This is a genomic window from Desulfonatronovibrio magnus (assembly GCF_000934755.1).
Taxonomy (GTDB): domain Bacteria; phylum Desulfobacterota; class Desulfovibrionia; order Desulfovibrionales; family Desulfonatronovibrionaceae; genus Desulfonatronovibrio; species Desulfonatronovibrio magnus.
Genome location: NZ_KN882175.1, coordinates 713462 through 729499, shown reverse-complemented (window position 1 = coordinate 729499; position 16038 = coordinate 713462). Strand labels below are relative to the sequence as shown.

At 40.9% G+C, this 16038-nt stretch carries 10 protein-coding genes; 4 read left to right on the top strand and 6 right to left on the bottom strand.

Features of this window, described 5'->3' with window-relative positions:
* The first annotated feature begins 2 nt into the window (after nt 1-2).
* From LZ23_RS15105 to LZ23_RS22805, 4 genes are all read left to right on the top strand, one after another.
* Nucleotides 3-740 (top strand): class I SAM-dependent methyltransferase, encoded by a 738-nt coding sequence (locus LZ23_RS15105; RefSeq protein WP_052507420.1) that lies wholly within the window; start codon nt 3-5, stop codon nt 738-740.
* 295 nt (nt 741-1035) lie between these two features.
* Nucleotides 1036-1470 carry a GtrA family protein gene (locus tag LZ23_RS25580; RefSeq protein ID WP_045215331.1) on the top strand — a complete coding sequence of 145 codons (435 nt, stop codon included), beginning with the start codon at nt 1036-1038 and terminating at the stop codon, nt 1468-1470.
* A 361-nt stretch (nt 1471-1831) separates the two neighbouring features.
* A complete protein-coding gene (locus tag LZ23_RS15095) occupies nt 1832-2716 on the top strand; it encodes a glycosyltransferase family 2 protein (protein ID WP_052507419.1) in 885 nt (294 codons plus the stop codon).
* 53 nt (nt 2717-2769) lie between these two features.
* Nucleotides 2770-4824 carry a glycosyltransferase gene (locus LZ23_RS22805; RefSeq protein ID WP_052507418.1) on the top strand — a complete coding sequence of 685 codons (2055 nt, stop codon included), beginning with the start codon at nt 2770-2772 and terminating at the stop codon, nt 4822-4824.
* Nucleotides 4825-5171: 347 nt separating this feature from the next.
* Here the strand turns inward: LZ23_RS22805 and LZ23_RS15085 are convergent, their stop codons facing one another.
* From LZ23_RS15085 to LZ23_RS22800, 6 genes are all read right to left on the bottom strand, one after another.
* Entirely contained in the window at nt 5172-5732 is a 561-nt protein-coding gene (locus LZ23_RS15085; protein WP_045215329.1) for a hypothetical protein, read from the bottom strand.
* 628 nt (nt 5733-6360) lie between these two features.
* Nucleotides 6361-7104 (bottom strand): hypothetical protein, encoded by a 744-nt coding sequence (locus tag LZ23_RS15080; protein ID WP_157493241.1) that lies wholly within the window; start codon nt 7102-7104, stop codon nt 6361-6363.
* Between the two features lie 363 nt (nt 7105-7467).
* On the bottom strand, nt 7468-7995 hold the full coding sequence (locus LZ23_RS15075) for a hypothetical protein (protein WP_157493239.1): 528 nt from the start codon (nt 7993-7995) through the stop codon (nt 7468-7470).
* Nucleotides 7996-8485: 490 nt separating this feature from the next.
* Nucleotides 8486-9457: an immunoglobulin domain-containing protein gene (locus LZ23_RS15070; RefSeq protein WP_045215325.1), complete on the bottom strand. Its 972-nt coding sequence runs from the start codon at nt 9455-9457 to the stop codon at nt 8486-8488.
* 320 nt (nt 9458-9777) lie between these two features.
* Nucleotides 9778-14268 carry a right-handed parallel beta-helix repeat-containing protein gene (locus tag LZ23_RS15065; protein WP_045215324.1) on the bottom strand — a complete coding sequence of 1497 codons (4491 nt, stop codon included), beginning with the start codon at nt 14266-14268 and terminating at the stop codon, nt 9778-9780.
* A gap of 452 nt (nt 14269-14720) precedes the next feature.
* The gene (locus tag LZ23_RS22800; protein WP_052507417.1) at nt 14721-15743 is read right to left on the bottom strand and encodes a polyprenyl synthetase family protein; all 1023 of its coding nucleotides are present in this window, start codon (nt 15741-15743) and stop codon (nt 14721-14723) included.
* Nucleotides 15744-16038 lie beyond the last annotated feature (295 nt).

The window sequence follows — 16038 nt, the reverse complement described above, 5'->3', positions numbered from 1 at the left end:
AAATGCAAGATGAAGCTTATTTGGCTTATATAGAAGAGACTTCAAGCTGGTTACATAAGGGAAGGATCAATCTTATTGATAATATTTTTCTTAGTTTAAAGCTTGAAAGTAAAAGGTCCGAAATGCTCGAGATTGGTGCAGGTGCCGGACAAAATACAGAGGTGCTGTCCAAGTTCGGAACTGTTGATGTGTTGGAAATTGACCCTAAAGGGATCAAGCTTCTTCGGGACCTACCTTATATACATAAAGTAATTGATAAGCCTATTTATTCTAAGCTGAGCAAATTGTATGATATCATATGCGCATTTGATGTTGTCGAGCATATGGAAAATGATAAAGATTGCCTGAGTTGGGTATTTGAATCTCTCAAGCCTGGTGGTTTATTTATTGCCACTGTTCCTGCCTATCAGTGGCTTTTTAGTTGCCATGATATTTCGCTCAATCACCATAGAAGGTATACATCAAAATCTTTTCGTTCTCTTCTTCCACATAATACAAATGTTTTGATTGATGGTTATTTTAATTCTGTTTTGCTCCCTGTCGTTGTAATTTCAAGATGTGCCAAGGGTGTTAAAAATATCTTCATGAAAGATAAAATCTACATGAAGCAAAAAGTACCTCAAAGTGTAATATTTAGCAGTTTATTTTTTCATATTTTAAAATTTGAATCTATGTGTGTTTCAAAAAGAGTTAGATTTCCTTTTGGCCTCACTTACTATCTTGCTGTACAGAAGGTGTGATGAAGCTGTCTTGAGGCGCTTAGAGAAATTGTCAAACCAATATATGTTGGTGGTCGTTCGGTAGTTGAATGGAGCTGGCATTATGCTGGCTGTTTTAAAATGGCCTGCTGGAAGTATGGCCATCTTTTACAAAGCCTTAGAAATCAGTCGCCCCGAATGGGCCTCTTTTTCCATCTTTGCTAAGTTGTGCTGGGTCCGCAAGTGGACTGTCCCTGGTTTGGGATAAGAATCTTCCCTTATTTGGGTTGCAGGCATGGTGTATTAGTTTTTTTGTATTTTAACCTTGAGGTCTTGAATGTTTTGGTCAAAATTTAATAAAAAAAATATAATTTACCAAAATTTCAAAAAATATATTGCAGTTTCTTTAGTTGGTTTCACGCTAAGCCTGGGGTTAACAATCTTTCTTCATGAAATATGTCGTTTAGACCCAGAGCGAGCTTATGCAGTTGCTCTAATTTCTGTATTTATCATTAACTTTGCATTAATGAGATACTGGGTTTATTCTCACACTCGAACTCAAAGTTGTGCCCTAAAGCAATTTACTCTAATGGCTACTTCCTCAGCACTATTCAGATTAATAGAATATATAGTGTTTATTTTCCTATATGGCTGGTTGGGGATTCATTATGTTTTATCTATCTTAACTATAATGAGCATATCTGCATTTTCAAAATTCTTTTTTTATAATTCATTTGTCTTTTCAAAGCGCGTAAACAGACATCCGAAATGAATATAAGAGTAAAGATGTAAATTATTATACATACGGAATAATGGTCTATAGATTTGTTTAGACTGGCAACAACAGTTAGCTTCTGTCCAAGCCATTTTTTGGGCTACTTCAAGGCTTGCTTATTATCCCCTTTGTGATGGTGTACTACCATGCAATAAGTTTACATAAAGGTCAGTCAATTTTTGAAGACATCTTTATGTAGTTTTTAAACCCTTTAGAGACGGAATGCACAACTTTTATTTATGGTTGAATTTACATTAAGTTATTTGTGGTAAATATAGCTAATAGTTGGTAATATTAAAATATTCAGCATATATGCTTATCAATACAAAAAAATCAGCTTCAAAAGAACAAATGACCGATGCCGACCTGGGCGCATGAACTGGATTTTTCCATGGTCGCCATTGTCATGCCTGTTTATCAGGGCGAAGCATTTCTTGCTCACCAGATTGAATCTATTTTGGGACAGTCGTATCCACAAATCAGTTTATATATCAGGGATGACGGGTCAACCGATTCTTCCAGAAAGATTGTCAGCTGCTTTGCGGAAAAAGATGCTCGAATCAAAGTAATGGACTCTAATGGTCAGCACCTTGGTGTTACGGGATCCATAAAAGCTATTTTGAGACATGTTAAAGAGAGTGTGGTTTTTTTTGCAGATCAAGATGACATCTGGTCAAGGCATAAGATATCTACCATGCTTGAACACATGCCTGACAATGGGCTTGGCAGTATCCCCGTGGTAGTCTTTTCCGATCTTGAAGTTGTTGATGAGAATCTTGAATCCATAACTGGTTCATTCTGGGAAGTTTCCGGAATTGACCCCCATAAATTAAAGTTTATAGATATTATTCGCAGAAATTGTGTTACAGGGTGTGCTTGCATGATTAACAAGGCTATGCTTGAGAAAATGACGGCAATGCCGGACAAGGCTGTTCATGACTGGTGGACAGCCTGTGTAGCAGCAAAATTGGGAATAATCATACCTTTAAGTCGCAGTCTTGTTCAGTATCGTCAACATGGGGGGAACAAAATTGGTATGCAGGCAGGAGGCTTAAAAAAGTTGTCCCGCCTGTTGAATGATGAATCTTTTAGAACAAAGTTTTCTGAACAGATGCTTAACTCAATTAACCATCTTTTGGCCGTGAGAGTTTATTTTTCGCAAAAAATGAATATTTCAGAATACATTGGTATTCATTGGGAGTTGTTACGTAGATATTTTTTTTATGTTGTTACTAAACGGTAATTTTACCCTATGTGCACACCACTAAGCTAATTTTGAGCTGATAACCTCATATAATGATCCTTACCGCATCAATAGTACGCTATAATAACAATCCAGATCTCATCAATTCAGTGCTCAGGCAGCTGACTGAGTCTATCCACCATATTAAAGTCTATATAATAGACAATTCATCTGTTTCAATAGCTGGGCTTCTGGATAGCAAATGCAGCTTTGAATATATCCATTCTCCATACAACTCAGGCTTTGGCGCAGGTCACAACCAGGCTATAAAAATAGCAATGGGATATAATTCTAAGTACCACCTGGTGATAAATCCTGATATTGAATTTGATCCTTCAGTAATAAATGAACTTTTTTTGTTCATGGAGCAAAACTCTGATGTAGGCAATGTCATGCCCCTGGTGACTTATCCTGACGGCCGTAACCAATACCTGGCCAAAATGATGCCTAATCCCCTCACTTTGATGCTCAGACTTGTACATTACTACATCCCGGAGTGGATGGTCCGAAAAGCGAGCAGAAAATATGAACTGCATGATCTTCCACTGGATAGCCCCATAGATGTTCCATCACTTTCAGGGTGTTTCATGTTTCTCAGGTGTGATGCGTTGCGTGAGGCTGGTTTTTTTGATGAACGTTTCTTTCTGTATTTTGAGGATTATGATCTGAATAGAAGGATCAGACAAAAATACAAAACAGTTTTCTACCCTGGCGTGTCAATTATCCACCATTTTGAAAGGGCATCCAGAAGAGATTTAGTAGCCTTTATGCACCATCTGTTTTCAGCATTTAAGTATTTTAACAAATGGGGCTGGTTTTTCGATGCTGCAAGGAGAAACGAAAACAGAAAGGTGCAATTCAGCATAGCCTTGAATAATCATCTCGTTTCAGCAAATATTGCTCACAAAAAAACTGTCTGCAAAGACAGTATCAAGTCCATCGCGCTTATATCGAACCAGGCCTTTTCACAGCTTAATTTCAGGGGGTCCATGATTAGAGAGCTGAGTGGCAAGGGGATAATAGTTTACACTCTTGCTCCTGACTATAACCTTGATCTTCGAAAAAAAGCTCGCAGTCTGGGAGCTATTCCCATCAGCTTTCATCTGGACAGGATAGGAACCAGCCCATTGGTGGACTTTAAAGATATTTTTCTGTTAAGTGGCTTGTTGAAAAGACTCAGCCCTGATGCTGTTTTCTGCAACTTTATTAAACCGGTAATATATGGGTCTTTTGCTGCTCAAAAAGCTGGAATTTCAAATATTTATTCCATGATTTCCGGGTTGGGATACCTGTTTACAGACAGCCCGAAACATTACTCTCTTAAGAATCCAGCTTTCAAAAGGGCTGCTAGTATGCTCTATAAAATGGCTCTCAAGCATAACAAGAGGGTTTTCTTTCATAATCCGGATGATCTGGCTGTATTTGTCAGTTCGGGTGTGCTTGAAAAGGAAAAAGCAGTCAGGGTTTTTGGCTCAGGGGTGGATGTGGGCTATTATATGCCTGAAACAGTAAAGAATGAAAAAATGCAGTTTATTCTCATTGCAAGGTTGTTGTTTGATAAGGGCATACGAGAATACGCCCAGGCAGCTAAAAATATCAAATCAAAGTACCCGCAGACTCATTTTTTACTTATGGGAGGAAAAGACATCAACCCTGCAGGCCTTAACTTCGAGGAAGTCAGTCAGTGGGTTGATTCAGGCGTAATAGAGTGGCCGGGACAGGTCCAGGATGTCCGCCCCTGGCTCAGAAAATCCAGTGTTTTTGTTCTTCCCTCCTGGAGGGAAGGAACTCCCAGAAGTACTCTGGAGGCCATGGCATGCGGCAAGGCCATAATTACTACAGATGTTCCCGGATGCAGGGAAACAGTTTTTCCTGATTCTGAAACCGGAAAGTTTAACTATCTCAAGGGTGGTAAACTTAAGGCAGGTATAAACGGGATCATGGTCCCGGTCAGGGATCCCAGTGCTTTGGCACAAGCCATGGAGTACATGATAAATAACCCGGACAAGGTTGTAGAGATGGGAAGACAGAGCAGGCTGATGGCTGAAAAATATTATGACGTGCGTAAGGTGAACAGGGTTATATTTGAAGAAATGGGAATTCTATAAGCAGCAGGTGTCAGGAATCACCCCTCGGTGCTGATAGTGATCTATAAGAGCCAATTTATTCAGGGCTTAAATAAGCATATAGGCTGCTTGGTTGAGTGCGAGGAAGATGGAAAACTTTTGATTTTTTAGGATAATATAAAGCGCCTGCAAAAAATATTTTTTGCAGGCGCTGGTAAACCAAGAAATGTTATCCGGTATTGTTTGTTTTAAAGCAATTTAACATACATCACAATGCTGATAACATGATAAAAGCACCGCAATCAATATACTGCAAAAATTTGAAATATCCTTATGCATCATGAAAGTAATTGCTGAGTCATAATTACTGTTTAAGTTAAGTTTTGAGATTAAGGTAATGGATAGAATTCTCCGGCAACACGAGTTGGCGATGCATCCTCTGGATTTAAAAATACGGTTTCAGATGCCATGCCGATTAAATCATCGTTATCATTATATAGAAAAGCTGTAAAAGTGAGAGGATCATTTATGTTGAAGGTTGGTAATATGGAAAAATTCATAACATATGCGGTGCTGTTTTGAGGTAGCCTGCCTAAATTAAATGTCGAAACATCAGCTTGATCTGGTTTCAATGTAATGACTTCTAGATTGCTTGCAGTATCATAATCAAACCAGGCAATAGTTCCTCCAATTTGAACAGAAACATATAATGTGCCAGCTTCACCTCGGTTATTTATGGACAAAGTAAACAAATCTCCTGCATCAAAATAATTCATGCCTCTTAGGTTGGTAAGAGTGCCTGTAATCTGATCAGAAGCTCCGGTTACGTTCATGGTCAGGTTGTTGCGTGCCTGGGCAAAAAGGCTGGAAGCAGAGCCGATTAAAATGACAGCCGCAAGTACAAGCGGCAGGCAGAGCCCTGCAAAGGACAGTTTTGATCTAGCTTTCATGGTTTCATCCTCCTGAAAAGGTTAAATTAATATGGGCGAAAAAGGTTTTAAGTAAAGTAAAGGCAAAAAAAATAGCCTGTCAGAAATGGCTGATATTCCGAAAATACAAAAGAAAACTCTTCGACGTTTCGTGTGGAATTACGGTTTGAACACTGTAACTTTTTCACAGTGTTTTTAGGCATTTTTATTGTAATTTCAGGGCTTTAAGTGGTTTATGTATTAGCAGGTTCTTGAAAAAATTTGGTTAAAGCTGCATCATCTCTCGGAGGTTTTTGAAAAAAATTGCATTGGCAATAACATCGCCAAGTTGCTTTTATAGAAGAGGCTACAGAAAAGTTGCTTTGATGTTGCACTTTTCTGGGGGCTTCACATATTGAATTCCATGTTGAGCGTCGAAGAGCCACAAAAAAAATGCAAAACAATTAATTACAAAATCAGCATAAAGATCAAAGTCTTACTAGCCGGATTCTGCATCTGTCAGAACAGATTGTACCGCGGAAAACGCAGTCTGTATAGGAATGCTTTGCAGAAAATATTCAGAAAATAATCCTAGTTATTAAATAATCGCTTAATGTTTAAAAAACTTTAGCTTTTGAATGCTCATTTGTCAATTAAATATTCCACTTTTTCAGGTGTAAGGATAATCGCGATAATAACGCAAAGGGTAAGTGCTTGATTCGAAGTGCATGATCAGGCTGAACACCTGACCCATGCCTTCAACCATAAAAGAAAAATTTATGATTGAGGGGAGTTCTCCGTGTCTGCCTGAAATTAGTTCAAATACAATTTCATCGCCCGGGTTAATAGTAATATCCCCAAGTTCCCAGGGAAGTCCTTCAGCCATAGCCCAAGTATTGTCCAGAAGATCCCCAACTTCAACTCCTGTTATGACAAAACTGTCTCCTATAGCTTCAAGCTTGAATTTTCCATGGCTGATAATGTCTGTTCCAGTCAAGGCCATTCTGGTCACCATTTCAGCTTTATAAGGTAAACCGATTTCTTTCCACCTGGTTCTGGCAGGTCCGCTGATTGTAAATTCCTGCGTTTGAAGGTACAATTTTAGATGAGCGCTCTGACATCCAGACAAAAAATACCAGTCATTCAAAGGGCCAAGGTTAAAAAGTTTATAATCTGTGTCTGAATCATCTATGCCTATATAGTATAGTTTTTGTTTCCAGGCTGCTATGAAAGAATCGGTTATTCTGTAGTATCGGTAATCAACTTTTTCGTTTTCAGCCGTAATGAACAAAGTCTGCTGATTGGCTGGTTTGAAAAGGGAGGGGTAGGTCATTTCAAGCCAGTTAAAAAGACAGATATTGTTGACTTCCTGCTGGACGTAAGGGTCTTTCCAGGTAAAAGCATGGACTGACATAAAATAAGGCAGTGTCATACAAATAGATGTAAGGATAATCAGTTTATGTATTTTCATAGCTAATTATGGATGAAAATTGTTCGAGAGTTGCACAATGATAAAACAAGTCACATGAAAAAAGTGATAAGTAATTCATAAAACTGTTACCAAAACTTAGGGACTATGGAAAAAAGCAGATGCATAAAAATAATTAATCGGTTTTTGTTACTTGAGAGTTCATTGTGCCTGGTTTTTTGTCCCTGGCTGAAAGAACTAAAGTCAATAGAGTTAAAGAGAGACTTGCTCAAGCCCCAAAAAGCATATTGAGCTATAAAAAAACAAATTGAAAACAAACAGTTACAAGAAGTTTAGCTGTCCAGTTTGTTACAATGGCCTGAAAAATATGGTTATGGAATCAAATCCGATAATGCCCCCAACTGCGTCATAGAGGTAGGCTGTTATTATTACTGGGTATCTCATGGATATACCTGAATCTACATAAAAATGGAGCAGTGTAATCTTGCTGCCGGCAGGCAACATGGTCAGCGGCTGAGGTATATGGCTACCGCTTATTGTGGGGAACCCTAAAGGAAGAATGTGGTTATAAACAAACCATCTTTCAATCCATTCCCTCTGAGCCTGAGTGTCGCTGCTGTCACTTCTCAGGCTGATGGAAATGAAGGCATTGCCGTCGACAGAACTTGTGTTTTCAACGGTTAACTCCAGCAAGTCACCTGGAAGAAAATAGTTGAGTCCTGATCTCAGTTGCTGACCACTGGATACAATTTCATTAGATGCACCGGATACCTGCAGTTCGATATTGGTGGCACTAACCTGACTTGCCATCAAAAGCATTGCGCTAAATATCAAGGGCAAAAAAAACAATCTGAACTTCCTTACATCAGATTTCATGGCAAATCTCCCTGAAGGGCCATGCAGGCCCGTTTTAATGAATGGTTTACACTGAATATGTTTAATTACGTTTGCTATGGACACTGAATTCATAAGAAATGACAGAAAAAGCAAAAAAAAGTTTATCCTAATTTTCCTTAATCGTTTTGCACACACCCATATTTCACCTGCAAGGTTACCTCGTGCTATTCATTCCCTAAAGGAATTTTTTTAAAATGTGCTGTCTTTCTAATGAACAAACAAGTAAAGGCTCTGTTAATATCCATAGCAATATACGCGCCAGTGTAGCATTAATTGCTGATACTTCAGGGATAAGCTGGAACGTTTATCCTTGCTCTTTACTGCTGCTACAGCGGCATTTCATGTAATTATTGCTTCGGCCACAGGGGACAGGCAGCATTGCTGACCTCAAACCGAAAACATCCCGAATATCCAGGGGCAAAAAAAACAGTCCTCTGCTTTTCTGAAAAACTTAACTGTTACGTAATTTCTAATAAAAAATTCTGGCACTTGTTGTTATTGCGGCCCCATGCCTGTTGGTAACACGACAGCGGAAAAAAGTGCCGCTGTCGGAAAGGTCGGTTAATGCATAAATACGCAATGAAGTTTCTGTAGCTTCTTTAATATTGGTCCAGCGCAGAACACTCTCAGCATCAAACCGTCCTACCTGCCACTGATAATGAAGCGGTTCGTCTCCTTCTGCATTGGCTCTGAAAGTCACATATGGAGCTGGGCTTGTGAGATAATCAGGCATGACCTGGTCTGCAGGATGGGAGACAATGGATGGGCTATGCTGCCTGGCATGTCTGAGCAAGGCACTGGTAGAGGAAACGCTGCTGTAAGTGCCAGTTACTCGGCATCTGAAAAGGAGACCGTCGACATCATGGTCACTGAATCTGTAAACTGTCAGAGTTTTGTCTGTAGCATCAGGAATATCTTCCCAGATTATTCCAAAGCTGGATGAAACCTGCCATTGATATTTGAGGGGAGAAATGCCTGTTGCCCTGGCTCTAAATGTTACTGCAGGCGGTGGAATAGAGAGATAATCAGGCATTATCTGGTTTTGGGGATGGATTGTAAAAACAGGTTGCCCGGCAATGATATCCAGCCACTGCTTAACAGTTCCAACATTGTGCCATACACCGATGCCGCCGGTATCCTCGAGCAGAAAAAGCGAATTATCCATTATGCAAAGCGAAAGATTTGCCATTGGGTAGACGCGATAATATATGCCGTTGGTGCTATTTGTAATTTGTGAGGGATAGAGTATATCAGAGAACTGGGATTCCAGAAATCGAAAAATTGAGTTGGCATTGTGTAAGTCTGACGTGCTCTGAGTGAAGTCATGGCTATCTGTCTCAATTGAGAGTACAGGAGTGCCATGGATCAGCAAGAGCCAGAGGATGGTCAGGAGTTTGGCCCTGGTTGTTATGAATCTCAAGTTATAAGTAATAGTCTGCATGGTTATTCATTCTCAAGAGAAATGTTATCTGCTGTTACTTAATACTATCGACCAAAGTTTGAAAAACTTGAATTATGAGGGATGTGTTAGCACTAAATAGACACTTTGTGTTAATTATTGCCTCGGTCTCCGGGGACAGGCAGGTTTGCCAACCTCAAGCCGCAAAGCAGCAGGACTATCCGGCGGCAAAAGAGCCAGTCCCTTTCCAACTTATATAAAGTATAGATTTAATTTTAGCTGTCACCCAAAGTTAAATCAGGCGATAAAAAAACAGTTGGAATTCGCCTTATGGTTTCCTAAGCTTGATAAATATGAAATGGCTATTCTCTAACTTCACATCGATGTGAGCATGAACTATAGACAAAGGCATCTGCTCCGATTTCCAGTCTTCCCAGGCCTTCATAGTGGTCAGGAAAAAGACATTCTGGTCTAAAACCCCTTCCCTGAATATTATTAGAGTATGTATTGTTGGGCTCATCATAAGGTTGAAATACGGGTGAAACATAAAAAACCAGATCTTGAGGTATTTTGCCACTCCCAAAGTCCACGTCAGGGCAGATATCATCGTCAGTGGTTGCGTACCGTTGCACAGACAAATCCCAATCGGTTGCTGCGCCATATAATCCTCCTCCACTAACACCTGCTTCGTTGCCTGTTATGTTATTGCCTGTAATGGTTACTTCTGTGCCTGTGGTTAATCTGCCGGCGGCCATAATTCCACCACCACTTAATTTCGCAAAATTATTGCTTATAAAATTGTTTTCAATAACATATATTCCGAGTTCAATATAGTCTGATGAATCGATCGAGGAATTTATACTTATCCCCCCACCAGAATCATCAGTACGATTTTCACTTATGGAATTGTCACTGACTGTGAAATTACCTGCGACCCTAATACCTCCATCTCTGTTTGCTCTAACTGTATTGCTTGTGATATTACCTGAGCCTCTTGCCAGTATTCCTCTGCCGGGATTATTGCTTATGGTGTTTTCTTTAATAATCAGGTTGTCGCCGCGGACTTCCACGCCTGGAATATTGCCTTTCAATGGATGAGCTCCGAGGTTGTCCATTATAATATTGTTTTTTATGGTATTATTGTCCCCATTCAAAAAAATACCGCCTATTTTATTGTCACTGATATCATTGTCGGCAATAATTGAATTGCTGACTGTTATAGTGCCGGCAGTAACTGTGATGCCATATCCTTCATTGTTGACAATGCCGTTATTGATTATTCTAAGGTTTGAGTCATCTTCATAAATAGTGATCCCGTTATCATCAGAGTCTGTGATAATATTATTTTCAATTGTAGAGTTAGCTGCGGAGCGCAGGCTTATTTCCCCGTTGATAATGTTATTGGAAATCACAACTGTCGAAGATTCTATGGATATCCGTTCAATGGTATTGCCGCTAATGTTATTTGTATCAAACCTGGCTCGAATTATTTGTAAAGAACTGAGAGTATTATCTGTAATAGCTGCTGCTGAACCGTCGATAATTCGGATTGAGCCATGATTATTATGAATGACAGGCCATGAACCATTGCTGATTCTGATGGGTGCATCAATCAGGGTAAAGCCTGACAATTCAGCACTGTTGTTTTCACCATTACCAAATTTAACTTGTCCGGATATAAAGCGAGACCTGTCAATGATGGTTGATTCCGGCCCAGCAGAACTCACCACTCTGATATTCTTGCCCAGAAAATCAATACTTTCTTCGTATGTGCCCGGGGGAACAACTATATTATCTCCATCAGATGCCGCATCGATTGCTTCCTGGATAGTATCATGCCAAGTGTCTTTGGTGGTATTATGCACCTTGGATCCAGTTTGTGATTTTTCAAATTTTATCTTGACTGAGTCTGTGGCCAGCGGTCTGGCATCTATATCGTAAAGAGTGACCTGGACACTGAATTCATCTCCATGCTTAAGGTTAGTGTAGGTTTTAGTGACTGAGGATTTTTCTCCGGATTCTGGATGATCTGTAATCCTTGCGCTGCCATCACCAAAATCCCACTGATAGGTATAGCTGCCAGGTGGTTGAGCTGAAGCTTCAAAAGAGTGAGTATGCTCATAATCATCCTCACCCAGTTGATGTGTTATGTCACCGCCTGTAATACTGACTGTGCTCATGGCAAACCTGACATTAATTGAATCGCTGTCGAGAAGGTTATTGTCTTCATCATACAAGTTGACAAGTACTCGAAACTCATCACCATCCTGTAAACTGTGAAATGTATGCCGCAGACTTGATATTTGCCCGGGTTCAATGGATTGAGGCGCATGAGCACTACCATCACCAGTATCCCAGCGATAAGTGTATCTTCCAGCTGGCTGAGCTGATGCGGTAAATACATGTGTGTATGAAGTAGCCCCTGAATCAAGATATCGGGTAAAATCATTTCCAGCAATTGATACAGTGGTTTCTTCTATGCGTTCCAGCTTAACCGCCAGTTCACCCGAAGTTGTGTATGGGGCATCAGTTGTGGTGTTAACGGCAACCACCACTATCTGATCATTCTGCTGCGCATCGAATAACCATGGTTCCTCTTTAGTCAGATAGGCTGAGTATTCCGAGTCAAGCGTCGATTCGGTGCCATCAAAATATCCTCGATATACAAAGTAATGATACTTAGTCGGAGCATCTTCCAGGACTACCAGACTGTAACTGTTATTATCAGGATCTACATCAGGAAAAGTGAAGCGCCACCTATGTGCAGCAAATGGCTCAATGGAAGCCCGGATTTCGTACTCAGATGAACTGGGATTAACGGTAACTGCCCTTTCAAAATTTGCATCACGAACCAGACGAAACCTTGGCCAGTCCCCGGAAGGAGGGTAGAGGTAGTCGGTATTGTTGGTTAAAAGTTTTGCCATGTAGTTTGAAAAAAGACGGCCGGTTTCATATCGGGAACCCAAACTATTTTTCAAAGCTCTCAAGTCTGAGTATGTTCCTCGGGTTACTCCCTGATTACGGACCGCTTCCCAGATTCTGCGTACAACATTATTTCCATGTGAAGAATTATCTGCGAGGTATCTTATAAACCCAGATGCAGCGTAGCCCATATGTTGAGCTTCATCCTTGGAACTGTAAGTTTCAAGCCCCTTTTTGTAATAATATGGGATGTTTTGAACGAATACATTTGCTGTATAGTCAGGATCTTGAAGCATGATAGACTCAAACCAGACGGAAGATGCTTCAGCCAGCCAGAAGAAATAGGCAGTTGTCCAGGAATGTCTTATACGCAGACCTGATCGGGGGTCATAAATACTTTGGACAACATGAAAAAATTCATGACCTATAGTTGCTTTAAGCTGCCTCAAGTTTTCTGCAGTACAAAGCGCTGCATTGATGTTGATGGATGAATCGGCCTTGCCGGACAGAGGTATGTGGACTTCACCTTCAGTTTCCCCCATATTAAAATTAACATTAATCTGTACCGGCCAGTTTATTTCACTTCTGAATCTGTAACCCATGTTTTTGAGCCTGTTGTATGCTTCTTCAGCGTATGTCAGTATTCTTTCCGGTATATCAATGGTTTCTGCAAGTATAGCTGTGGGATATGTTAGTCTGAAGTTATCAGAAGCCATAGAAGCATATCCGCTGATTGCCCAAAAAGTCAGTGATGTTCGGGTTTTAGTTGCTGGTGATTGTTTTTGGAGTTTAGACTTGGAAAAAGTATTGTTGACAGGAGTTATGCTTGGATTCTGTGTGCCTGTTTCACACTGTTCACTGGGAGGAATAGTAAAATATGCCGTACCATCCTGGATGGTTGCTTCTATTAGATTCGGAAACATTTCAGATGCTCCGTCTACTCCTGCGATTCGATCAGACACCATAAAGTAGAGGGGTTCAGTCGCTCCATCAAACCCACTGATTTGGATCTCAACAGGCCTGCACAGGCTGACATCACCAAAGTCAATCCGCCATGCTGGAGAAACAGCAGCTTCATGTTGATTCCCCACTATACCAGATAGAATAGTTGCGTGTTCTGTCAATGCCCCAGCAGGGATGTTAACCTTAGCAGTAACGCCATGGGATTTAGAAAACTCAATGACAGCACCCTGGGGGCCTGCTTCATTTTCATAGTCACTGATAGTGTCAATCCATGAATCCACTGTTCCCAGTTCAATAACATGCGAGTATTGAAATACATCCTGATAAATACAATAAAAATTACCCATATAAGTGGCTAAATATGTCTCTGCCTCCGGATAATGTCGGTAGAGAATGCCTTCAATTTCTTTTGTATCAGGGTTAAAGGGAAATAGTTCAGGAAAAAAAGCCTGTGCCCATTCTGAGAGTCTGTCAGCTTTTTTCCACTCATCAGATCCTGGCTTGGGAATGTATAAAATGGTAAACTGTTCACTGGCGATTTCCCGACCCTGGTCATAGATGCTGACCGTATAGGTGTCTGGCTTCCAATTGCCGGCTTCTGATATTGCCAAAACGCCGGAATGCCACCATTTGGTCCATTCCGGCTGTAATGTCAGGGTTGTATGTTTTTCTTCAACAAGAGCTCCATCAGAGCGGTGGCACTTTATAGTGATAGGTATTTGAACTATCCTGCCTGGGGCAGGATTTTCAAAATTTATCTCATAGGCAATTTGACGGGTAGTGTCCGCAGGAAAATAGTTTGCATAAACCCGATCAAAGTAGGGTACCCCTTCGTGTGGCTGTTCGTAAAATCTGAGATCAACTACTGGAAAATGTATGTGTTCACTGGATGATGTCTGGTTTTTGGTAATAGGTATAAAGAACATTACAAGCAAAGAAAGTATGAACACTCTTTTTAAAATTTGCATTGACTCATCCTTTTGAACAGAGTTAATCATATGTGCGTTGAATATGTAACTATTTAGCTAATGCGGTCTTTATCCAAAACCCAACTGAAACAAGGAAGGTTAAGTTGGGGATAGAGTTAAACTTTTGGGGCAGGAAGCTGAAGGTTTAGGATTTTTGACATTATTGTTATTGTCAGTGTCAAATAATTATCTTGTTTTTTGCTAAAGGATTTAAGCGTTAATTAACTATAAAATACTTATGCTTTTTTTGTCACTTTGTCCAGAAGTAAAGTAAATGATAAACAATACAGCGACATTTTATTTTAGATGGAAGTGGACTGGCTCTTTTGCCGTTGGATAGTCCGGCTGTTTTTTAAGACTTGAGGTCGGCAAAAGTACCTGTCCCCGGTGGCCGCGGCAGTAATTAACACAAAATTTCGCTGTAGTGTTAACCTTCCAGACCTGAAGACACTTCAGCTTCGCCCTGGCCAGGAGCTCATGGCTGCAAGTATCTGCTGCAGCCTGTTTTTTCCTGTTGTGTCCGGAAAAGATGACAGGGCATGGCCTGCCTTTTTTAGATAATGCTGGTAGAGTCTGAAGGTCAGGTCTATTACTTTTGACTGCTGAAGTATCTGGAAAAGATGATCTGCGTCTGCGCTGCATGGGGCAGGCCCTGACATTATGCTTTGCAGTTTTTGTTTCTGGCGGGGGCTGGTTTTTTTCAATGCCCAGATAGTGTAGATATTGGGTTTGTTGTTGATGAGGTCTGTGAAGCGGCCCTTTAATGTGGAGCTTTCACAGGAGAATAGATCTTTGGAATCATCCAGGATCTGAAATGCAATTCCCAGGTTGCGTCCAAATTGAGCGGCCTCAATTCTTACATTTTGTCTGCCGGCAATGATGGCTGCGCCTTCACATGGACCTTCAATGAGAGAGGCTGTTTTAAGGGTGATCATGCGCAGGTAGTCTTTTATGGTTATATGCTGCAGTTTGCTGCTCAGCTCAGTGTCCAGCAGTTGCCCCTGGCAGGCTCTCAATCCCATCCGGGATGTGCAGGAAATAAGTTCAAGCAGGTCCTTTCTCGAGATATCTGTTTTTGCCAGCTCGGCAATCATGGCAAAGGCCTTGATCAACAAGGCATCTCCGGAGACAATGGCTGCGTCGAGGCCAAATTCAGTACAGACAGGAGCTTTGCCCCGGCGCATGGAGGCGTTGTCTATGATATCGTCATGGACCAGAGATGCAGTGTGTGCCATTTCATAGCTTAAGGCTCCGGGAATGGATTTGTCTAAGTCACAGCCCAGGGCCTCAACCATAAGCATATGCAGAACCGAGCGCAGCCTTTTGCCCGGTGCATGTAAAGAATACCCCACAATCCGGCTCAGTCTGCTCCCATCATCAAAAACCGTGCTCAGCCTTGAATCGCATATTTTCTGATAAGGCTCGATTATTTCCTGTATTTTGTCCTGCAGGTTTTGAAATTCTTGTTCAAACATAATGGACTTGAGAGTTCACAGTTCCTGGTTCTTCGTTCCCGAAAATTGTGGAAAAAATAATTCAGCAAAAGTTTTTTTCAGTCGAACCATAGTAAGCGTTGGGGGTGGAAGTGACCTGTATTGCCTTTTCGGATACTTTACAAATTAGACACTTGTAAATAGATTTTTTGAGAGCTCAAGGTTACTTTTAAGCTCCCCTCCCGGACGGCCCGGGACCGCATCTGTGAGTAACTAAAAAATCAGCCTTAACACGTTAGAGATTGCCGCGCTCGAAGACTCGCTCGCAATGACACCT

What these genes read in the sequence shown, in the direction of transcription:
- LZ23_RS15075 (WP_157493239.1), bottom strand. Translation starts at nt 7,995, where the DNA reads ATGAAATCTGATGTAAGGAAGTTCAGATTGTTTTTTTTGCCCTTGATA.
- LZ23_RS22800 (WP_052507417.1), bottom strand. Translation starts at nt 15,743, where the DNA reads ATGTTTGAACAAGAATTTCAAAACCTGCAGGACAAAATACAGGAAATA.
- LZ23_RS15080 (WP_157493241.1), bottom strand. Translation starts at nt 7,104, where the DNA reads ATGTCAGTCCATGCTTTTACCTGGAAAGACCCTTACGTCCAGCAGGAA.
- LZ23_RS15070 (WP_045215325.1), bottom strand. Translation starts at nt 9,457, where the DNA reads ATGCAGACTATTACTTATAACTTGAGATTCATAACAACCAGGGCCAAA.
- LZ23_RS22805 (WP_052507418.1), top strand. Translation starts at nt 2,770, where the DNA reads ATGATCCTTACCGCATCAATAGTACGCTATAATAACAATCCAGATCTC.
- LZ23_RS15095 (WP_052507419.1), top strand. Translation starts at nt 1,832, where the DNA reads ATGCCGACCTGGGCGCATGAACTGGATTTTTCCATGGTCGCCATTGTC.
- LZ23_RS15065 (WP_045215324.1), bottom strand. Translation starts at nt 14,268, where the DNA reads ATGCAAATTTTAAAAAGAGTGTTCATACTTTCTTTGCTTGTAATGTTC.
- LZ23_RS25580 (WP_045215331.1), top strand. Translation starts at nt 1,036, where the DNA reads ATGTTTTGGTCAAAATTTAATAAAAAAAATATAATTTACCAAAATTTC.
- LZ23_RS15105 (WP_052507420.1), top strand. Translation starts at nt 3, where the DNA reads ATGCAAGATGAAGCTTATTTGGCTTATATAGAAGAGACTTCAAGCTGG.
- LZ23_RS15085 (WP_045215329.1), bottom strand. Translation starts at nt 5,732, where the DNA reads ATGAAAGCTAGATCAAAACTGTCCTTTGCAGGGCTCTGCCTGCCGCTT.